Annotated in this window: 14 protein-coding genes and 3 tRNA genes; 10 read left to right on the forward strand and 7 right to left on the reverse strand. The window is 72.8% G+C overall.

The genetic code is table 11. From position 1 onward, the window contains the following. Positions 1–112: 112 nt before the first annotated feature. Both ACFC02_RS00295 and ACFC02_RS00300 read right to left on the reverse strand, forming a co-directional pair. Entirely contained in the window at positions 113–751 is a 639-nt protein-coding gene (locus tag ACFC02_RS00295; protein ID WP_376350043.1) for an ATP-binding protein, read from the reverse strand. A 247-nt stretch (positions 752–998) separates the two neighbouring features. Further along, the gene (locus ACFC02_RS00300; RefSeq protein ID WP_376350046.1) at positions 999–1826 is read right to left on the reverse strand and encodes a glycerophosphodiester phosphodiesterase; all 828 of its coding nucleotides are present in this window, start codon (positions 1824–1826) and stop codon (positions 999–1001) included. A 257-nt stretch (positions 1827–2083) separates the two neighbouring features. On the opposite strand from ACFC02_RS00300, the gene ACFC02_RS00305 reads away from it, so the two are divergent. Both ACFC02_RS00305 and ACFC02_RS00310 read left to right on the forward strand, forming a co-directional pair. Next, positions 2084–3652, forward strand: coding sequence for a S1C family serine protease (locus ACFC02_RS00305; RefSeq protein WP_376350049.1), 1569 nt, complete (start codon positions 2084–2086; stop codon positions 3650–3652). 98 nt (positions 3653–3750) lie between these two features. Further along, a tRNA-Ser gene (locus ACFC02_RS00310) sits at positions 3751–3835 on the forward strand. An 83-nt stretch (positions 3836–3918) separates the two neighbouring features. Here the strand turns inward: ACFC02_RS00310 and ACFC02_RS00315 are convergent. Next, complete coding sequence (locus ACFC02_RS00315) at positions 3919–4794, reverse strand: bifunctional DNA primase/polymerase (RefSeq protein ID WP_376350052.1); 876 nt, start codon at positions 4792–4794, stop codon at positions 3919–3921. Positions 4795–5192: 398 nt separating this feature from the next. On the opposite strand from ACFC02_RS00315, the gene ACFC02_RS00320 reads away from it, so the two are divergent. From ACFC02_RS00320 to ACFC02_RS00330, 3 genes are all read left to right on the forward strand, one after another. Further along, a complete protein-coding gene (locus ACFC02_RS00320) occupies positions 5193–5504 on the forward strand; it encodes a hypothetical protein (RefSeq protein WP_376350055.1) in 312 nt (103 codons plus the stop codon). 371 nt (positions 5505–5875) lie between these two features. Beyond that, on the forward strand, positions 5876–6433 hold the full coding sequence (locus tag ACFC02_RS00325; RefSeq protein ID WP_376350058.1) for a SigE family RNA polymerase sigma factor: 558 nt from the start codon (positions 5876–5878) through the stop codon (positions 6431–6433). Positions 6434–6873: 440 nt separating this feature from the next. Continuing rightward, a complete protein-coding gene (locus ACFC02_RS00330; protein WP_376350060.1) occupies positions 6874–8550 on the forward strand; it encodes a long-chain fatty acid--CoA ligase in 1677 nt (558 codons plus the stop codon). Between the two features lie 117 nt (positions 8551–8667). On the opposite strand, the gene ACFC02_RS00335 is transcribed toward ACFC02_RS00330, so the two are convergent. After that, the gene (locus ACFC02_RS00335) at positions 8668–9933 is read right to left on the reverse strand and encodes an MFS transporter (RefSeq protein ID WP_376350063.1); all 1266 of its coding nucleotides are present in this window, start codon (positions 9931–9933) and stop codon (positions 8668–8670) included. Positions 9934–10057: 124 nt separating this feature from the next. Between ACFC02_RS00335 and ACFC02_RS00340 the strand changes: the two genes are divergently transcribed. Beyond that, positions 10058–10636: a TetR family transcriptional regulator gene (locus ACFC02_RS00340; RefSeq protein WP_376350065.1), complete on the forward strand. Its 579-nt coding sequence runs from the start codon at positions 10058–10060 to the stop codon at positions 10634–10636. A gap of 37 nt (positions 10637–10673) precedes the next feature. Here ACFC02_RS00340 and ACFC02_RS00345 read toward each other — a convergent pair whose 3' ends face one another. Together ACFC02_RS00345 and ACFC02_RS00350 are read right to left on the reverse strand one after the other, a co-directional pair. Next, positions 10674–15047: a PAS domain-containing protein gene (locus ACFC02_RS00345; protein WP_376350068.1), complete on the reverse strand. Its 4374-nt coding sequence runs from the start codon at positions 15045–15047 to the stop codon at positions 10674–10676. A gap of 384 nt (positions 15048–15431) precedes the next feature. Then, a complete protein-coding gene (locus ACFC02_RS00350; protein WP_376350071.1) occupies positions 15432–15941 on the reverse strand; it encodes an SSI family serine proteinase inhibitor in 510 nt (169 codons plus the stop codon). A 248-nt stretch (positions 15942–16189) separates the two neighbouring features. On the opposite strand from ACFC02_RS00350, the gene ACFC02_RS00355 reads away from it, so the two are divergent. Both ACFC02_RS00355 and ACFC02_RS00360 read left to right on the forward strand, forming a co-directional pair. Then, positions 16190–16280 (forward strand) — tRNA-Ser (locus ACFC02_RS00355). Positions 16281–16494: 214 nt separating this feature from the next. After that, positions 16495–16567: transfer RNA gene (locus ACFC02_RS00360), tRNA-Arg, on the forward strand. Positions 16568–16647: 80 nt separating this feature from the next. Here the strand turns inward: ACFC02_RS00360 and ACFC02_RS00365 are convergent. Then, the gene (locus tag ACFC02_RS00365) at positions 16648–17049 is read right to left on the reverse strand and encodes a tyrosine-type recombinase/integrase (RefSeq protein WP_376350074.1); all 402 of its coding nucleotides are present in this window, start codon (positions 17047–17049) and stop codon (positions 16648–16650) included. Between the two features lie 766 nt (positions 17050–17815). On the opposite strand from ACFC02_RS00365, the gene ACFC02_RS00370 reads away from it, so the two are divergent. Both ACFC02_RS00370 and ACFC02_RS00375 read left to right on the forward strand, forming a co-directional pair. Then, positions 17816–19471: an FAD-binding oxidoreductase gene (locus ACFC02_RS00370; protein WP_376350077.1), complete on the forward strand. Its 1656-nt coding sequence runs from the start codon at positions 17816–17818 to the stop codon at positions 19469–19471. Positions 19472–19685: 214 nt separating this feature from the next. Further along, positions 19686–20591: a DUF2797 domain-containing protein gene (locus tag ACFC02_RS00375; protein WP_376350080.1), complete on the forward strand. Its 906-nt coding sequence runs from the start codon at positions 19686–19688 to the stop codon at positions 20589–20591. Positions 20592–20720 lie beyond the last annotated feature (129 nt).

Here is a 20720-nt window from a genome sequence, read left to right on the forward strand (position 1 = left end):
GGCCGGGCCGGCTGCCGGGCAGGGGGACTTTCCTCCGCTGCCTGCCTGCCTGCCTGCCTGCCTGCCCGTCCGCCTGGTGCCCGGCTGCCTGGCCTGGCTCGTCCCGCGCGCGTCAGTCCAGGTCGTCGAAGGCGTCCGCGAAGTCCAGTTCGGGCAGGGCCGCCACCGCCGGTGCGCCGACGCGCGTGGCGAAGTCGTCGCGGCGGTGACCGGCGTCCGGGTCGTACACATCGTCGTGGACGACCACCCACACGGTGACCTCGCCACGTACGTCGTCCCGCACGCCCCAGTCGTCGCTGAGCGCAGAGATGATGTTCAGCCCCCGGCCGCCGTGCGCGGTGACGGACGGGGTGGCGGGGGCCGGGCGGGTCGGGCCGCCGCCGTCCGTCACCTCGACCACCAGCCGGCCGCCCGCGTCGACGCGCCAGGCGGCCCGCACATCACCGTCGCCGGACAGGGCGCCGTCGAGTGGTCGCCCGTGCTTGCAGGCATTGCTCAAAAGTTCGGAAAGGATCAGAACGGCATCGTCGATGACCGATTCCGCCACGCCACCGCCGCGCAGTTGCACGCGCATCCGGTGCCTTGCTTCCCCCACGCCCGCAGGGCCATGGGGTACGGCCATGCACGACGACGTGGGCACCTCCTGTGCCACCACAAACGCCACCCCCGAGACCTCCTTCGCCCCACGCCACGGTGTGGATGCCCCATTGGCCTGAACCGGAAACCGGCCATTCGCCGCCCGGAGACGCATTCGCAACGATCGAACACGCGCCGGACGCGCCGGAGCACTCCCTGTGACGGCATGGCCGAATTTCGACGGTGTCGCCGGAGTCGAGCCGCGGCGGGAGTCGGGGCCGGGGACGGGAGCCCGAGACACGGCGGGAGCCGGACGCGCGACGCGCAGCCGGAACCGAAGGCCGGGGTCCGCCCCGCGCCGGAGCCCGGATCGGCTGCGGACGCTCGCGCCCGGACAGGGCCCCGTACCGGCGCGGTGGCCCTCAGCGGCCGAGCTGCCGCAGAACCGCCCCCGGGCGGTTGGTGATGATGGCGTCGACGCCCAGATCCACGCAGAGGGCGACGTCCTCGGGCTCGTTCACCGTCCACACGTGCACCTGGTGACCGACTCTTTTCAGCCGTTCGACATAGGCCGGATGGCTGCGCACGATGCGCATCGACGGGCCCGCGATCCGGACGCCCGCGGGGAGCCGCCCGTCCCGCAGCCGCGGGGAGACGAACTGCATCAGGTAGACCGTGGGCAGCATCGGGGAGGCCGCCCGTACCCGGTGCAGGGAGCGTGCCGAGAAGCTCATCACGCGCACCGGCGACTCGGCGGGGGAGGCGGGGGCGTCCAGGCCGAACCGCTTCAGCAGGGCGAGCAGCCGCTCCTCGACCTGACCGGCCCACCGCGTGGGATGTTTCGTCTCGATGGCCAGCTCCACCCGCCGGCCCGCGTCGGCGACGAGTTCCAGCAGGCGCTCCAGGGTGAGGACGGAGGTGTCCTCGGGGTCCTCGGGCCGGACGACCCAGTCGGGCTCCTCGTCGCGGCCCCGCCAGGAGGCGCGGGAGCGCCAGGTGCCGAAGTCCAGCGCGGCGAGGTCGGCGAGTTCCAGGGCGGACACCGCGCCGCGGCCGTTGGACGTACGGTTGACGCGGCGGTCGTGCACGCACACGAGGTGGCCGTCCGCGGTCAGGCGTACGTCGCACTCGAGGGCGTCCGCGCCGTCCTCGATGGCCGTCCGGTAGGCGGCGAGGGTGTGCTCCGGTGCGGCCTCGGAGGCTCCGCGGTGTGCGACGACCTGGATGTGATGCTGCCGTGCGTGGGTCACCGCGTCATGGTGCCACCGCCGCGGGGTGGCATGGCGGCGGACGAGTGTCGCTAATGTGTCCGTTTAAAGAGAGATGACCCATATAAAGAATCCTGTCGTACCCACAGCCACGGCTTATGGTGCTCTGACGGCTCGTGGGAAAAGCTGACGACATACAGATGCGCATGCACAGCTGGAGCACGCCGGGTCGTCGGCAGCCTGGACGAGCGTGACCGAGTGCGACCGACTACAACAGCCGTGGATCGAGGAGAAGAGCTGTGAGCACCGAGAACGAGGGCACCGAGGTACCCCCGGCCCCGTCCGCACCTCCCGTGCCGGTGGAGACCCCCGCAGCTTCCCCGCAGCCGCCCGCTCCCCAGGGCGGTGCACCCACCCCCCCACCGCCCAGTACGCCCCCGCACGTCCCGGGCGCCCCGCAGCAGGAGGGCGCATCCGCGGGGCAGGCGCCCGCCCCCGCGGGCCCGCAGCCTGGAACGCCCGGTGATACGGGCGCCCCGCCCGCACAGCCGTACGCCTCGTCCGGTTTCCAGCACCCGCAGGCCCCGCAGGGCGGCCCCGGCGGCGCGCCCGTCGACGGTTCCTGGCCGCCGCCCCAGCCCCCCGCCGTGCCCGCCTACGCGGACGGCGGCGCGGGTGCGGGCACCGGCTCAGGGGCCGGCTGGGGCGCGACGTACCAGCAGCCCGCGCCCAAGCCCCGCGGCCGGCGCGGCGGCCTGATCGCCGCTGTCCTGGTGGCCGCGCTGGTCGCCGGCGGCCTGGGCGGCGGCCTCGGATACACCCTCGCCAAGAACGGCGACGGCGGTTCCACCACGGTCGCCGCCTCCGACTCCGGCGCCTCCCAGGTCAAGCGCGACCCGAACTCGATCGCGGGCGTGGCCGCCAAGGCGCTGCCGAGCACCGTCACCATCGAGGCCGAGAGCACCAACGGCCAGGGCGGCACCGGCACCGGATTCGTGTTCGACACCCAGGGCCACATCGTCACCAACAACCACGTTGTGGCGGACGCCGTCGACGGTGGCAAGCTCACCGCGACCTTCCCCGACGGCAGGAAGTACGACGCCGAGATCGTCGGCCACGCCCAGGGGTACGACGTCGCGGTGATCAAGCTCAAGAACGCCCCCTCCGACCTCAAGCCGCTCGCGCTCGGCGACTCCGACAAGGTGGCCGTGGGCGACGAGACGATCGCCATCGGCGCCCCCTTCGGCCTGTCGAACACGGTGACGACGGGCATCATCAGTGCCAAGAACCGCCCGGTCGCCTCCAGTGACGGCAGCAGCGACAGCAAGGCGTCCTACATGAGCGCCCTGCAGACGGACGCCTCCATCAACCCGGGCAACTCCGGCGGTCCGCTGCTCGACGCGCGCGGCGCGGTGATCGGCATCAACTCCGCGATCCAGTCCTCCGGCAGCGGCGGCGGTATGGGCGGTTCCGGCCAGTCCGGTTCGATCGGCCTGGGCTTCGCCATCCCCATCAACCAGGCCAAGTACGTCGCCCAGCAGCTGATCAAGACCGGTAAGCCGGTCTACGCCAAGATCGGCGCGTCGGTCTCCCTGGTGGAGGGTGCGAGCGGCGCGAAGATCACGGACCAGGGCGTGAGCGGCTCCGCCGCGGTGGAGGCGGGCGGCCCCGCAGACAAGGCCGGCCTCAAGCCCGGCGACGTCATCACCGAGCTCGACGACACGGTGGTCGACTCCGGCCCCACCCTCATCGGCGAGATCTGGACCCACAAGCCCGGCGACAAGGTGAAGGTCACCTACAAGCGCGACGGCAAGGAGCACACGACCGAGGTCGTCCTCGGCTCCCGCGTCGGCGACAGCGCCGGCTGACGGCGACGAGCCATCGCCCGCTTCCCGCCCCACGGCGTCCGCGAAACGCGCGAGGCCGGTACGCTGTACCCGCTCCGCCCCTGGTGGGCGGGCGCGAAGGTGGGTTGCCCGAGCGGCCTAAGGGAACGGTCTTGAAAACCGTCGTGGCGCGAGTCACCGTGGGTTCAAATCCCACACCCACCGCTTGAACGCACGGCCCCTGACCAGGCGATACGGTCAGGGGCCGTTGTGCTGGGCGCTGTTGCCGGGTGTTTACCGAGGGGCGGTCACGGGTGGTGGCCCGTCAGGTGGGCTGCCGAGGTGAGGGTGGCGCGGGCCTCGTGTTCGGGGAGGCCGGTGGTGCGGGCCGCGTCCAGGAGGGCGGCGTGCAGGGCCGGGCCGATGCCGTTCTCGTAGGCGCGGCAGGCTGCCCAGAACAGGCGGGTGTTGCGCTGGCCCTCGCGGGCGCCGAGGACGAACTGGATGAGGCCGTGGCCGTGTCGTTCGGTGTCCGGGGGGAGGGGGCCGCGGGGCGTGCGGGGCGGGGGGAGGAGCAGGCGCAGGAGGGGCGGCGGGCAGGGCGCCGGGGGCAGGTGGGCGGTGCCCGGGGCGGTGGCGTACGTGCCGTGGTCGGTGCGGGAGCCAGGGCCGACCAGGTAGCCGCCGGCGCCCCGGATGTCGATGCCGGGGGCGAGGCGCCCGGCGGAGTTGGGGACCACGACGTCCGGCGGACCACTCAGCCACAGGTGCCGGCCTCCGCTGGGGGTCAGGACGACGACCGTCGCGGGGAGGGTGAAGCGGTGGCGCCGGGCCAGGGCGCGCAGGGCCGCCGCCGAGTCCGTCCCGGTCTTGGTGTCGAGGTCGATGCCGATCAGATGGTAGGGAGGCAGACCGCAGGCGATGCCGTAGCCGGTGGCCCGGGGAGCCGCGGCGAACAACTCGCGGATGCGGACGGGGTCGGTGGAGGCGTCGTACACCCCGTGGCCGAATCGGCCGCACGCGCCGTGGCAGGGCGGGCGGGCCGGGGCGGGGTCGTCGCGGTGCGGGGAGCGCAGGGCCGGGAGCTTCGTCCGGGACAGGGGGATGACGGCCAGGCCGCGTTCGGCGGCTGACAGGGCATGGGCGAGGGCCAGTGTCGTGGCCTGCCGGTCGGTGGTGGCCATGCATCTATATTCGTACGAGTGTTCTAGTGAGGGAAGGGGGCGGGTGTGTGGCGTGCTGGGGGCGCGCGTTTCGGCCGGTTTCCGCCGGGCGCTTGCCGGAACGCTTCACCTCTTGCCGTGCTTGAGCCGGCGGGGGGTGCTCTCGTGCCAGTCGGGGCGTTGGAGGCGGCAAAGGTGGTGAAAGGGGTTTATCGACTTGTCCTCACGCTTGCGTGCGAATCGGTCCTACCGGGGTGGTCCGCCGGGGTTCCGTGGGCAACTCTGATCTTGCGACGTCGTGGGAAACCGCTGGGGCGGTCGGCCGACTCCCCTGGTGAAAGCCGTAGTTCAGGTAGCTTCACGCAGCTTCACGTACTTCCGGCAGGCAGCCGGTGCGTACCTCTTACTGGAGGAGCAATATGGCAAGCATCCGTACCGCCCGCGTTCTCGCCGCCGTCACCGCCGTCCCGCTCGTGGCAGCGCTCTTCACCGGCATCGCGGCGGCGGACACCGGCGCCCTGGCGGGCACCGGATCGAACGCGGGTGTCGCCGGTATCGTCGGCAGCGGAGTCGGCCACAACAACAGCGGCAACTCGTCCACCACAGGGCAGCAGGCGGTCGGTTCCGGCGCCTCGAACCAGAGCAACACCGCCCAGGTCAACGGCTCCGCGTTCACGGCGATCCAGCAGGGCAACAGCAACGTCGCCGTCCACTTCACCCACCTCTGGTGAGCCGGGGCGGGCCGGCGCGCACATTGGGGAGCCGCCGGCCCTGAGGTCCTGTGGGTGTGCTTGTGGGGATGCAACACACATCTGCGCGGCGGTGCTTCGGCACCGCCGCGCAGGCGTTGGCGCAGGCGAAAGGAGATGAGTGAAGGCGGTCGTAGGCACCGGCTGGCTCGCCTGCCCCACCGGACCACCGGCGCCACCCGACCCGCGCGCCGCGCGATCCGTACCACCCAGGGGTGAACCCGCACCCCGCTCCCCCTCCTCGTCCACCTTCAGGAGGTGCGGTCAACCCCACCCCTACAACCTGAGGCGGACCCCGCTTCGGGACCTGCGGCCGATCCGCCGACGGGGTGAGCGCTCCTAGCGTGGAGGGCATGACCACTCCCGTCTGCACCAGCGCGTCGACAGCCGCCGTCCCGGCAACCCACAGCCCGGCGTATCCGTCGTTCGCCTCGTACGTGCGGGCCCGCCAGCCGGTGCTGCTGCGCACCGCGCGGTCGCTGACCGCGAACCCGTGCGACGCGGAGGACCTGCTCCAGACCGCGCTCACCAAGACGTACGTCGCCTGGGAGCGGATCGAGGACCACCGGGCGCTCGACGGGTACGTCCGCCGTGCGCTGCTGAACACCCGTACGTCGCAGTGGCGCAAGCGCAAGGTCGACGAGTTCTCCTGCGACGAGCTGCCCGAACCGGAGCCCGTGGCCGGCGCGTTCGACCCGGCCGAGCAGCAGGCGCTGCGCGACGCCATGTGGCGGGCGATCACGAAGCTGCCCGCCCGGCAGCGGGCGATGGTCGTCCTCAGGTATTACGAGGACCTCTCCGAGGTGCAGACGGCCGAGGTGCTCGGCGTGTCCGTGGGCACCGTGAAGTCGGCGGTCTCGCGTGCGCTCGGCAAGCTCCGTGAGGACCCCGACCTCGGGCGCGTGCGCTGACCGTCCGCCGCGTCCGTCCACGCTCGGCCGTCCGCCGCGTCCGTCCACGCTCGGCCGTCCGCCGCGTCCGTCCACGCTCGGCCGTCCGCCGCGTCCGTCCACGCTGACCGTCCGCCGCGTCCGTCCACGCTGACCGTCCGCCACGGCCGCCCACGCTCGGCCGTCCGCCACGGCCGCCCACGCTCGGCCGTCCGCCGCGGCCACCTGCGATCCACCGTTCGCCGCGCCCACCTGTGAGGGGCCGTACCCGCGCCCCCTGCGATCGGCCGTACACCGAGGCGCCCCGCGCGTCCCTCGTACACCGAGGCGCCCCGCGCAGTACCCAGCGACCCTCCGTCCTCCCCCTCCACGCGGACGCACAGCTGATCGATCACCCGGGCTAGTGACATACCGCGCGGTATGTGCGCAGAATCGGCGCACACCCTACTGCCGCGTAGGTCATGCCGCCCCGGGAGGACGCCGTGCTGAGCACCATGCAGGACGTACCGCTGACCGTCACCCGCATCCTCGAACACGGGAAGCTGGTGCACGGACGGTCCCAGATCACCACCTGGACCGGGGAGGGCGACCCGCGGCGCCGCAGCTTCGCCGAGGCGGGCACCCGGGCGGTACGGCTGGCGAACGCCCTGCGCGACGACCTCGGCGTCCGCGAGGACGATCGCGTCGGAACGCTCATGTGGAACAACTGCGAGCACGTCGAGGCGTACCTCGCCGTCCCCGCCATGGGCGCCGTGCTGCACACGCTCAACCTGCGCCTGCCGGCCGAGCAGCTGACCTGGATCGTCAACCACGCCGCCGACCGCGTGATCATCGTCAACGGCTCCCTCGTGCCGCTGCTCGCCCCCCTGCTGCCGCACCTGGCGACGGTCGAGCACGTCGTCGTCTCGGGCCCCGGGGACCGCACCCCGCTCGACGGCGGGTCCGTCCGGGTGCACGAGTACGAAGAGCTGATCAGCGACAAGCCGGTGACGTACGACTGGCCGGAGCTGGACGAGCGCCGGGCCGCCGCCCTGTGCTACACCTCCGGCACCACGGGCGACCCCAAGGGCGTGGTCTACAGCCACCGTTCGATCTACCTGCACTCCATGCAGGTCAACATGGCGCAGTCCATGGGCCTGACCGACCAGGACACCTCGCTCGTCGTCGTCCCCCAGTTCCACGTCAACGCCTGGGGTCTGCCGCACGCCACCTTCATGACCGGCGTCAACATGCTGATGCCCGACCGCTTCCTGCAGCCCGCCCCGCTCGCCGAGATGATCGAGCGCGAACGGCCGACGCACGCCGCCGCCGTCCCCACCATCTGGCAGGGCCTGCTCGGGGAGCTGACCGCACGCCCCCGCGACGTCTCCTCCCTCACCCAGGTCACCATCGGCGGCGCGGCGTGCCCGCCCTCCCTCATGGAGGCCTTCGACCGGCTCGGCATGCGGGTCTGCCATGCCTGGGGCATGACGGAGACGTCCCCGCTGGGCACGGTGGCCCGTCCCCCGGCGTATACGACCGGTACGGACGAGGAGTTCGCCTACCGCCTCACCCAGGGCCGCTTCCCGGCCGGCGTCGAGGCGCGCCTGACCGGCCCCGGCGGCGAACGCCTCCCCTGGGACGGAGAGTCGGCGGGTGAGCTTGAGGTACGCGGCCCGTGGATCGCCGGCGCCTACTACAACGGTCCCGACGCCGAACCCCTGCGCCCGGCCGACAAGTTCAGCCAGGACGGCTGGCTGAAGACCGGGGACGTCGGCACCATCAGTCCGGACGGCTTCCTCACCCTCACCGACCGTGCCAAGGACGTCATCAAGTCCGGCGGCGAGTGGATCTCCTCGGTCGGCCTGGAGAACGCCCTGATGGCCCACCCGGACGTGGCCGAGGCGGCCGTCGTCGCCGTCCCCGACGACAAGTGGGGCGAGCGCCCGCTGGCCACCGTCGTCCTCAAGGAGGGCGCCGCCGCCGACTTCGAGACGCTGCGCGCCTTCCTCTCCGAGGAGGGGAAGATCGCCAAGTGGCAGCTCCCGGAGCGCTGGACGGTCGTCACCGCGGTGCCGAAGACCAGCGTGGGGAAGTTCGACAAGAAGGTGCTGCGCAGGCAGTACGCCGCCGGGGAGCTGGATGTGACGAGCCTCTGAGGACGCGGGCGAGTACGAGGAAGCGGTCGCGGGCGAGTACGAGGGCGCGGTCGCGGGCGCGCCGGGGAGTGGCGGCCTGCGGCGGTGACGGGTGGCTCGCGGTGGCGGGGCGGTGCCTCATCGCCGTACGGCCGTCGCGACCCAGCCCACCACCAGCCAGAGCGCGGCCACCGCGCACACCCCGGTCCAGCCCCAGTGGGCGAAGGCGGGGGCCGCCACGGACGAGGCCAGCGCGGCGCCGGCGAAGCCCGAGACGACGTAGGCCGTGTTGGCGGTCGCCGGGCTGGACGTGGTGGTCAGCGCCAGGGTCTGGTTGGCGACGTGGGAGGCGACCAGGGCCGCGTGGATCGCGACCGCGGCCACGAACAGCGCCACGATGGTGTGCCCGCCCAGCCAGAACAGCGGCACGGACACGGCGGCCAGGATGTAGGCGGACCGTACGACCTTGCCGGCGCCGAACCGGTCGACCAGCCCGCCCGCGAGCGGCGCCACCGCGCTCGCCGCCAGCCCGAAGAGGCCGAAGAGCCCGGCGGTCGCGATCGACAGGCCGTACGACGGGCCGGTGAGCAGCAGCGCGAGCGAGGTCCACAGGGCGCTCCAGGCGCCGAACATGCCCGCCTGCCGCACGCTCGCGCGCCACAGGTCGGGTGAGCGGCGGACGAGTCCGGGCAGGGCGGTGATGCCGGACAGCAGCGGGCCGGAGCCACGGCGGCCCTCCGGCGGCAGGGCGAGGGCCGTCGCCAGACCGAGCGCCAGGGTCAGCGCGGACGCGCCGACGAACACCCATCGCCAGCCGAACGCCTGTCCGGCCAGCGCGCCGACGACGCGCGCGGCGACGATGCCGGTGAACAGGCCCGCGATCACGGCGGCGACGTGCCGCGCGCGGCGGTCGGCGGGGGCGCGTTCGACGACCAGCGGGACGAGCAGTTGCGGCACGACGGTCGCGGCGGACGCGACGAAGACGGCGGCGGCGAGTGCGCCGGTGCCGGGGGCGACCGCCGCGACGAGCAGTGCGGCCGTCGTCGCCACGGACAGGACGGCCACCAGCGGGCGCCGGTTGACCCGGTCGCCGAGCGGGGCGAAGAAGAGCAACCCGGCCGCGTACCCGAACTGGGCCACGGAGGCGATCCATGCCACCCCCGAGGGCGTCGCACCGAAGTCGCGGGCTATGAGGGGGAGCAGCGGGGCCGCGAGGTAGATGTTCCCCGCGGTGATCGCGGTGCACAGGGCGATGAGGGCCAGGAAGGCGTTGGGGCCGAGGCCGCGCCGGTGCGCGGGAGCGGGGCCGGGGAGAGGGGTGGGAGCGGTCGCGGCGGGCGCGGTCGTTGTGGTGGGGGTGGCCGTGGTGGCGGCGGCCGTGGTGGGGGTCGGGGACGATGGCATGGTGCGGGACCTCCGGGGCGGACGTGTCTGCAACCAACTGGTTGGTTGGACCGTGTAACAGTCTGAACCGGTGATTGATTCCTGTCAACCAAACAGTTGGTTGCCAGAGCGGTACGCTTGCCCCATGGCAGTCAGGGACCCCGAGGCCACCAAGGCCCGCATCTTCGAGGCGGCAGTCGCCGAGTTCGCCCGGCACGGCATCGCGGGAGCCCGCATCGACCGCATCGCCGCCCAGGCCAAGGCCAACAAGCAGCTGATCTACGCCTACTTCGGCAACAAGGCGCAGCTGTTCTCCCACGTCCTCGGCCGCTGCATGGTCGACCTCGCGGCGGCCGTGCCGGTCGACGCTGACGACATAGAGGGCTACATCGACCGCCTGCTCGACTACCACGCAGCCCATCCCGAGATCCTGCGCCTGCTGTTCTGGGAGGGCATCGAGTACGGCGCCGCCGAACTGCCCGACGAGGCGGAGCGCCAGGACCACTACGGCCGCAAGGTCGCCGCGATCAAGGACGGTCAGGAGCGGGGTGTCATCAGCGACGTGATCCCCGCCCCGGACCTGATGTTCCTGCTCGTCGCGCTGGCCGACTGGGCCGTCGTCGTCCCGCAGATCAAGCGGATCATGGTCGGGGCCGACGACTTCGCGGAGGAACGGCTGCGGGCCTCGATCAAGGAGGCGGCCCGCAGGCTCGTCGCGAACTGACCGCGCGCGCGGGACCGTCCGGCCCCGCCCGAAAACGTCAGTTGGTGCCGATCCGGGCCAGCAGGTCGACGATCCGGGTCTGCACCTCGGTGCTGGTGGAGCGTTCCGCGAGGAACAGCACCGTCTCCCCGGACGCCAGCCGCGGCAGGTCCGCCTGGTCGACGGCGGCCGTGTAGACGACCAGCGGGGTGCGGTTGAGCTGCCCGTTCGCCCGCAGCCAGTCGAGGATCCCGGCCCGTCGGCGGTGCACCTGCATCAGGTCCATCACCACCAGGTTCGGCCGGAACTGCCCCGCCAGCGTGACCGCGTCGGTGTCGCTCGCGGCCCGCGCCACCTGCATCCCGCGCCGTTCCAGCGTCGCGGTCAGCGCCAGCGCGATCTCCGCGTGCTCCTCGATCAGCAGGACGCGCGGCGGGTGCTGCTCGCTGTCGCGCGGCGCGAGCGCCTTCAGCAGAACCGCCGGGTCCGCGCCGTACGCCGCCTCCCGGGTCGCCTGCCCGAGTCCGGCCGTGACCAGCACCGGAACCTCCGCGGCGACCGCCGCCTGACGCAGCGACTGCAACGCGGTGCGTGTGATCGGGCCGGTCAGCGGGTCGACGAACAGCGCGGCGGGGAAGGCCGCGATCTGCGCGGCGACCTCCTCGCGCGAGTGCACGATGACGGGACGGTAGCCGCGGTCGTTGAGCGCCTGCTGGGTGGTGACGTCCGGGGCCGGCCAGACGAGCAGCCGACGCGGGTTGTCCAGCGGCTCCGGCGGCAGTTCGTCGTCCATCGGCTGCGGGCGCGGGGTGTCCGCCACCTCGACGGCACCGCCCGGCCCGTCCAGCGGTTCGGGGCCCTCGGCGGCGTTCTCGTCCGGTGCGCCTATGGCGTACGACCGTCCGGCGCCCTCGGACGGCTGCGCGAGCCGCGGCTGCCCCGCCAGGGGAGGCTGGGGCGGCTGAGCCGCCGCGCCGGGGGCCGCGGGGGCCGCGGGGGCCCCGGGAGGAGCGGCGGGTGCGGCGGGCGACGGCTGGGAGGCGGGCCGTTCGGCCGCCGGCGGGTGCGGGCGGGCCGTCTGCTCGGGGCGCTGCTGCTCCGGGCGCGTCGCGGCCGGGTCAGGTGGCGTGCCGAGCTTGCGCCGACGTCCGGAACCACTGGCCGCGTGCGGCGGCGGGGTGGCGGACGGCTGCTGCACCTGGGCGGCCTGACGGCTGAAGGGCACGCCCTGACCGAGCGTCCGTACGCTGATCGACCGGCCCTGTGTCGAGTGCGGATCGGCCGGTGCGGCGGACTCGGCGGGCAGCGGCTGGGCCGCACGCGGGACGGCCCCGGCAGCGGGCCGTCCGGCCGCGGGCCCGGCGCCCGGCAACGGCGGTCGGCCGGCGGGCTGTTCGGGCGGCAGCGGGGTTCCGGCGGCCGGAGTGCCGGTGGCCGGTGTACCGGCGGTCGGTGTTCCAGGGGCCGGGAGGCCGGGTGCCGCGGGCGTGCCGTGCGCGGGCGTACCGGCGGCGGAGCCGGGAGCCGGGTTCGGAGCGGCGGGAACACCGCTCACTGCCGCGGGCGGTACGGAGCCCATGGCGCCGTTCGGCGGCGGCACGGGAACGCCCGCGCCGGGGGCGGGAGTGGGCGCGGCCGGGGCCGCGGGGGCTGCCGGGACACGGGGAACCTCGGGTGCCTCCGGGGCCTGGGACGGCTCGGCGGCCGCCCGCCGCCGTCGGCCGGTCGGTGCACTCGCGGGATGCGGCTGCGGCGGGGTGTGGTCCTCGGCCTGGTCACGGCCCACGGCGTCGTGGCGGCCCTCGTCCGGACCGGGAACGGCACCGGCGGGCGCGCCCTGGCCGGGAATCCGTGCCTGTGCCTGCTGCTGCGGCACGGGCGGCCCGTCGGTCGCGGCGGCCGGCCGGTCCGCGTCGGCGGGCGGCAGCGCGAAGACCGTACGAGGAGCCGCTTCCTGCGCCGCGGCACGCTCGTTCGCCGCCGCCAGCGCACGCCGACGACGACCGGTCGGCGGCACGGCACCGTCACCGGCATCCGCGGCGGCAGAAGCGGAAGAAACAGAAGCGGGGGCGGGAAGTGCCGCGGGGCCCGCGGGGGTCGGCGCACTCGCGTCCTGCGCCTGCCCCGGCATGGCACCGGGCGCGGGCGCGGGCAGCGCAGGAGCCGGCGCGGGGGGCTCTCCGGGCTCGTGCCGGACCTGTCGCGCGCCGGGCGCGGGCACGGGTACGCCCTGCGGCGGCACCGTACCGCCCAGGCCGGACCCCGAAGCGGCCGTGCCCGCCGCGTGCTCGGCCGCCGTCACCACGGCGCCCTCCGCCACATCCGGGTCCTCGGCGGGCCGTCCGCGCCGCCGGCCCGTACCGCCGGAGGCATCCGTGGCCGTGGCCGTGGACTGGGCCGGTTCCGGTTCCGGTGCGGGCTGCGGCGCCTCGACCGCACGCCTGCGGCGGCGTCCGGTCGGTGTCACCCCGGCGCCGGAGGTCGCGGAGGAGTCTCCTTCGCCGTCACCGTCCAGGAACGCGTCCGTGGAGGACCGGCGGGCGCGGCGGCGTCCGCCGCCCGTGGCCTGCGCGGGGAGGGCGACTTCGGCCGCGCCGGGGGCCGTGCCACCGCCGGGACCCGACTGCGCCCCCGCGCCCGGTTCGGTCCCCGCGCCCGCGAGGGCGGCCGGTTCGGCCGGGCCCGGCGCAGCGGGGCCGGCAGGACCCAGGGCGGCCGTGTGCGGGGCGGCCGGTTGCAGAACACCGGGCAGGCCCGCCGCCACGGCACCCGCACCGCCCCCGAGGGGCACCTCCAGGACGTACGCGGTGCCGTTCGTCCCCGGAACCTGGTGCGTCTGCAGCACGCCTCCGTGGGCGCGGACGATGCCGCGCACGATGGGCTCGTGCACCGGGTCCCCCCCGGCGTACGGGCCCCGCACCTCGATCCGTACGACCTCGCCGCGCTGGGCCGCCGCGACCACCACGGTGTTGTCCATGTAACCGGTCGTCGAGACGGGCGCGTTGCCGGTCGCGTCCACGCCCGCGACGTCCGCGACGAGGTGCGCGAGCGCGGTGGCCAGGCGCCGCGGGTCGACCTCGGCCTCGATGGGCGGCGCGTGCACGGCGAACTGCAGCCGGCCGGGCCCGACCAGTTCCACGGCCCCGTCGACACCGGCGGCGACGACGGCGTCGAGCATCACCTTCGTCCGGGTGATCTCCTCGCTGCCGATGTCGAGGCGCTGGTAGCCGAGGACGTTGTCGATGAGGGTGGTGATCCGCGAGTAGCCGGCGGAGAGGTGGTGCAGGACCTGGTTGGCCTCGGGCCACAGCTGTCCGGCGTCGTCGGCGGCGAGGGCCGCCAGCTCGCGGCGCAGTTCGTCGAGGGGGCCGCGCAGGGAGCCGCCCAGCAGGGTCAGCAACTGCTCGTGGCGTGCGGCGAGGGCCTCGTGGCGGTCCTTCTCGCGCTCGCCCAGAGCGGCGTACCGGTCCTCGCCCGCGGCCAGTTCCTCCGCGTGCCGCTCGGTCAGCTCCTCGATCTCGGCGGCGTGCTGCCGGCGCAGCGCGTCGAGTGCGGCGGCGTGCTCCTCGGTGAGCCGCTCCCGCTCCTGCGCGTACCGCTGCTCGGCGGCGGCCCTCTCCTCGACGAGCGCGTCGTAGGGGCGCCGGTCGGTGAAGGTCATCACGGCGCCGACGAGCTGGTCGCCGTCGCGCACGGGCGCCGTGGTCAGATCGACGGGCACCTTGTCGCCAGCCTTGGACCACAGCACCTGGCCGCGCACCCGGTGCTTGCGCCCGGAGCGCAGGGTGTCGGCGAGCGGGGACTCCTCGTACGGGAACGGCGAGCCGTCGGTGCGCGAGTGCAGCACGAGGGTGTGCAGTTCCCGGCCGCCGAGTTCCCCGGCCCGGTAGCCGAGGATCTGGGCGGCGGCCGGGTTGACGAGCACGATCCGCCCGTCGGTGTCGGTGCCGACGACGCCCTCGGCCGCGGCCCGCAGGATCATCTCGGTCTGCCGCTGCGAACGGGCCAGTTCGGCCTCGGTGTCGACGGTGCCCGCCAGATCGCGGACGACCAGCATCAGCAGCTCGTCGCCGGTGTAGCCGGAGGCGTCGTAGGCCTGCTGGCCGTTCTGCAGATTCGCGCTCGTGACCTCGACGGGGAACTCGCTCCCGTCGGTGCGCCGCGCGATCATCCGGGTCGGCTTGGTCCGCGCGCGCGGGTCGATGTGGTCGGGGCGGCGCATGGAGCCGGGGATGAGTCTGGAGTCGAAGTGCGGCAGCAGATCGAGCAGCCCGCGCCCCACCAGTGCGGTCCCCGGGGTCTCGAAGGCCTCCAGGGCGATGGTGTTGGCGTTGACGACGGTGCCGTTGGCGTTGACCAGCAGCAGCGCGTCGGGCAGCGCGTCGAGTATGGCAGCGAGGCGAGCAGCGCCTCGGGATGGCCTGCTGCTCACGAGACGCTTCCTCCCTGTTACCGCACCTTGCCCACCGCGGGGGCCATCTTGCCAACCGGCCCGCGGAGTGTCACGCGAGCGAGTCTATGCGCTGAGGTTGCGCGCGCGACGCCGGATGCGAGGGAGGTCGCACGGGGAAGTGACGTCGAACCTGTGACCGTACGGTTCCGCTTCGCACGGCCTCCGCAGGTCCTTCACGGACCGCGGAACTCCCTTTACGACCTCTTGCAACCTCTTGCGGCCTCTTGCGGCCTCGACCTCTTGTTCTCGACCTCGTGAGGCCCGGCTCCCCGGGGCCTTTGCAAGACCCGAGGGTTTCCGTGCCCCCCGCCTCACCCGGTTCCGGGCCCTGGGGCCCCCGAACCGGCGGACGCGCGCCTTCGCTCAGGACCCGAGGTCGGGCAGCACCGGTACGAGCCGGTTCCAGCGATCGATCTCGCAGCCGTCGCGCCGGTCGTACGTCGCGTCCACCGGGCGTCCCGCCCAGGTCCCGGTGACGCGGGCGGTGGCCGGACCGCCGTACTGCAGGGTGCAGGCGCTGTCGTGCGGCACGGGCGCGAAGGTGTCCCGGCCCCAGCGCGTGGTTTGGTCGAGCACCCGGCAGGCGCCCCGCGCGTCCGGGTGGCTGCCGCCGCGGGGATGGCAGTACAGCTCGTACGTCCCGTCCCGGCCGCCACCCGCGTGGCGCACGGTGACGGTGAGGTGATCGCCGGCCCGGTCCTCGTCGCGGACGGGCGGGGGCGCACCGGCGGAGGCGGCGGCGGACACGGCGGACAGGGCCACGAAGGCGACGGCGGCCGTGGCGGCGGCGAAGGAGGCCGAGCCGCCGAGGAGGAACCGTCGCGGGGAGCGCTGTGGGAAGCGCCCCGGGGAAGAAGAGCTGACCTGCACCATGCCCGGACTAACGCGCCACCCGCCGGGACGTTGCGCCCCGGCGGCCTCGCGCACCGCGGTCGCCTCGCGCACCCATGCTGCTTCGCGCACCGCGGCTGCTTCGTGCAACCCGGTCGCGGCGACGCCGCGGCAAGGACTTTGCCCTGGGCCCCGCCTCCCTAGTACCGTGGGGGGCGATTGGTGACACCCCGCTCGTCTGTGTCATCATCTGCACGCACCGATCGCGCGCTCGCGTGAGCGGTTGTGCTGGAGGCGTCGCCTAGTCCGGTCTATGGCGCCGCACTGCTAATGCGGTTTGGGCCTTAAAGCCCATCGAGGGTTCAAATCCCTCCGCCTCCGCGCGAGAACACCGAAGCCCCGGTCCCGATGGACCGGGGCTTCGTCGTTCCCGTGACCCGCCGCGCCCGCCCTCCGTATCCCCCAGGAGCGCGTTTCCGCAGGTCACAACGGGTGTGGGGAATGGATTTCACATGACGGCGGCAGTCATGTAATGTTCTTCCTGTCGCCGCGAGCGGGCCGGAAGGGCCGGGAGCGAAGACAGAAAACAGAACAAGCACTCGTAGCTTAACGGATAGAGCATCTGACTACGGATCAGAAGGTTGCAGGTTCGAATCCTGCCGAGTGCACACAGCTCAGAGGCCCCGCCGGTTGATCCGGTGGGGCCTCTGACATCAATGGGTGACGTCAACGTCCTGTGGAGAGATCTTCAGGCGGCCGTCTCGTCCCCCGCGCTCCCCTCGTCTTCGTCCGGCCCCAACGCGTCGTCCATCCGGTCGGCGGCGCCCCGGAGCGTCGTCCCCCTCACGTGCGCGTAGGTGTCCAGCGTCATCGTGATCTTGCTGTGACCCAGCGTTTCCATGATGGTCCGCGCATCGACCCCCTGAGCCAGCAGCAGCGACGCGCAGGTGTGGCGCAGGTCGTGCACCCTCATCCGCCGGACCTCGGTGTCCCGGCACAGGATCGTGAGCATTCTGTTCAGCCCGCGCGGATCGATCACCCTGCTGGTGGAGGTCGTGGAGACGAGCCCCGCCGGCTGTCCCTCCGCCGGCTGCTTCCACTTCTGTCCCACGATCTTGCGCTCACGATCGTGCGCTTCGCGGTGTTCCATGAGCGCCTGCACGCACCGCCGGGGGAGAGAAACCGTGCGGATGGACCGCGCAGTCTTCGGTGTGCCGAAGATCAGCGCTTGCGGAGCGCAGAACAGCGTGCACGTACCGGACCGTGCGCGCGGAGGGGCACCGGGCTTCGGTGTTCTCGCGCGGAGGCGGAGGGACAGCGCTTCAGCGTCTGGTCCTCGCCCAGAGAGAGGTGCGTAACACCCCAGACGGCTACGGGGTCGCGGGCGCCGATCCGGAGTCCGCGCACCACGGTCTGACGGGGGCAACCAAGCTCGACGATGTACGGAGCGCGGCCGTCACGTCGGATGGCGTGTCGAGAGTGTCGAGACTCGTCACGGAGTACGGCACGGCTACCTGGGGCGAGGTGTTCGCCACGCTGCAAGCGGGAGGCCCGCGTGAGCTTGCCGAGACTGTTCGCAAGGTTGAGCTGGCGGGCGGCCTGACATCAACGGCCGATACCAGCCGGCGTACACGTGCGCACAGCGGCACACCGTTCGCACGATGAGTCCCGCGAGTGACCAGATGGGTTTTCCAGGCGGAGAGTGGTGACTACGGGGGCACGCTCCCGAATTCTTGTCAGAAAGGCGGTTCATCGGGTTCGTCGGGCCATTGCGAGGTGCTGATCTGACTAACAAGATCGGCGAACCCGTCATCTTTGAGAGCAGTCGCGGATTTTGTCCGTTTGGATCAAGGGATATTTATGACGGGATCCCGCTGAGTTACTCCTTCAGGCTGTCGTCATTGTTCTCAATTGGCGTGTCGGGAAACACCGAATGGTCGCCCCGTTACCTTGCGGGGGTCGACCACAAAGGACTTTCCGGCTGCTGGCGGGTAAGGGATTCCTCAGCCGCGTACCGGGGTAGCCTGATCGAGAGGATCTTGACCTTGAGCGATTTTTCCCGCCGCTACCTGCTCAGGGCGTCAGCGGCCGCCGGCGCCGGGGCGGTCGTCGTCCCGGGCCTTACGGCCGCAGGCGCGCCGGACGCTGCGGCCGCGAGCACCTCGGGCCTTCTGGCCGCGAGCGACCCGGCTCAAGGGTCGTGGCGATGTCCGCCGGCGAAGCTGACCGGTCGCGTCGTCCGCCCCGGTGACGCCTCGTACACGGATGACCGCATCGACTACGACCAGCTGTTCTCTCACTACCCGCTGGTCATCGTCTTCGCCCAGGAGACCCAGGACGTGGTGAACGCCCTCACCTGGGCGCGGCAGCACAACGTCGCACTGCGGGTACGCAGCGGCCGCCACGCCCTGGAGGGCTGGTCGAACATCGACAACGGCATCGTGATCGACGTCAGCCAGCTCAAGTCGGTCCACATCGACACCGGCGCTCGTATCGCGACGGTCGGCGCCGGCCTGACCCAGTTGGAAGCGGTGACGACGCTCGCCAAGAAGAACCTCGCGGTCACGACCGGAAGCGAGGGCAGCGTCGGCTTGGTCGGTGCGACGGTCGGCGGCGGCCTCGGCCCCCTCAACCGCTACCTCGGCATGGCCTGCGACAGCCTGATCGGGACCGAGGTCGTCGTCCCGTCGGGTCGCGACTGCGCCGAGGTGATCCATGCCGACATGAAGGACCACTCAGACCTGCTCTGGGCGCTCCGCGGGGCGGGAAACGGAAACTTCGGAATCGTCACGCAACTCACCTACAAGGTGCACCCGCTCAAGCGCATCGCCTATGTGCAGGCGACCTGGGACGGCCTTACGGACCTGCATGGGATCTTTGATGCATGGCAGCGTACGGTACCGTTCGCCGACAACCGCCTCGGATCCGAAGTCGAGATCCACAAGTCCCAGATCCTGCTGTTCGCGTGGCTCGCGGAGGGCACGGAGGCAGAGGCCAGAAAGATGCTGGCCCCGATCCTGTCGGTCGGCACGCCCGATGTGAAGGTGCAGGTCGGTAACTGGGGCCCCATCTTTGCCGGAGCCCAGGTTCCGCGCTCGCAGGAGCCCGCCAACGTGAAGTTCTTCTCGCAGTTCGCCAAGAAGCTGTTCCCGAAGAAGGCGATCGACGTCATCGGCTACTACATGCGGAACGCTCCCACGGAGGACAGCAACTACTTCGTCGATGCCTTCGGCGGGGCGATCAGGAAGGAGCCCCGCGGCGGCACCGCGTTCGTGCACCGCGACGCGATCTTCTACGGCGAGATCGGCGCCGCCTGGGGGACACCTTCAACGACACCAGGCGTCTGCGACCCGCTCACCTCGACGTGCCAGGCCTGGACCGCCGAATTCAGCCAGGCCATGCGCAGCTTCGTGGACGGCGCCTACGTCAACGTGCCGAACGTCGGCATGCAGGAGTGGGAGACCGCCTACTGGGGGAGGCGCCACTTCGAGCGGCTGCGCGAGATCAAGGCGAAGTACGACCCCTGCAACGTCTTCCAGTACGAGCAGAGCATCCCGCCCGCGTCACGCTGATCGACAGTTCGCCGTCGGGGCCCCGCCCAGGTCAGGCTCGGCCTTTCACGCAGAAGAGCCCGACGCAGTCGACAGAAGGTTGCGGGTTCGAATCCTGCCGAGTGCACACAGTTCAGAGGCCCCGCCGGTTGATCCGGCGGGGCCTTTGGCTTCTGCCCGTGCGGGTGGCGGGAGGGCGGGCCGTTGTCAGTGGTGGCTCGTACGCTCGTGAGTGATGGATCGGCTGTGGACGTGCTCGGGGCTGCGGTGGGCGGCGGACGGTCCTGTGCTGGCGTGGAAGGGCGGGCGCTCGAGCGCGCTGCCGTGGGGGAAGCGGGTGGCCTTCGCGGTCGCGGAAGGGGGAGTACGGACCTGCGTGGGGGCGCGGGGACACGCGTGTCCGGCGCGGGCGGCCGTGTCCGGGCGGAGCACGGGGGCGCGGTGTGAGCAGTGTGCGCGGCTGGACCGGGCGTACTCCGTGGCCGCCGACACGATCGCGGACGATCCCCGGCCCTACCGCGTGTACCTGGCGTGGTTCGGGCCCGGCATGACCAAGGTCGGGATCACCGCGGTCGAGCGGGGACCGGCGCGGCTGCTCGAACAGGGTGCGATCTGCTTCAGCTGGCTGGGCGCCGGGCCGCTGATGGCGGCCCGGCGGACCGAGGAGCTGCTGCGCGCCGCGCTCGGGGTCCCGGACCGGATCCCCTACGCCGCGAAGCGGGCCGTGCGCTCCGCGCTGCCGCCGGACCCGGCCGAGCGGGCCGCCGAGATCGGAGAACTGCACGGGCGGGCCGGCGCGCTCCCCGGCTGGCCCGAGTCGTTGGCACGGGAGCCGTTCCGGCCGGTGGACCACGTCGGCGTGTTCGGGCTCGGCGGGAGGGTGCCGGATGCCGTCGCGGAGGTGAGTGAGCTGGTCGCGGGCGGGGTGGTGAGCGGTGCGCTCCGGGCCGCCGCCGGGCCGGACCTGCATCTGGCCACGGGCGGCGGGGTCGTCGTCCTCGACACGCGGCTGATGACCGGCTGGGAGCTTCGTCCGGTCGCGCACGGCGAGGGCGAGGCCGAGGCCGGTCGGCTCACGGTGCCGGTGCGGAGTCCCGGGCCGGCGAGGGGAGTACCCGGAGTACAGGACGGCCTGTTCTGAGTCCGGGTGGTGATCGGACAGCATCCGCCGGCCCCGGTGCCGGGGCGGGCCGCCACCCCCGGCACCGGCACCGGCACCGAAGCCGGACGCCGGGGACGGGACTGGGCGCCGGAGCCGGACGCCGGGGAC

Source organism: Streptomyces sp. NPDC056160 (genome assembly GCF_042268205.1).
Taxonomy (GTDB): Bacteria; Actinomycetota; Actinomycetes; order Streptomycetales; family Streptomycetaceae; genus Streptomyces.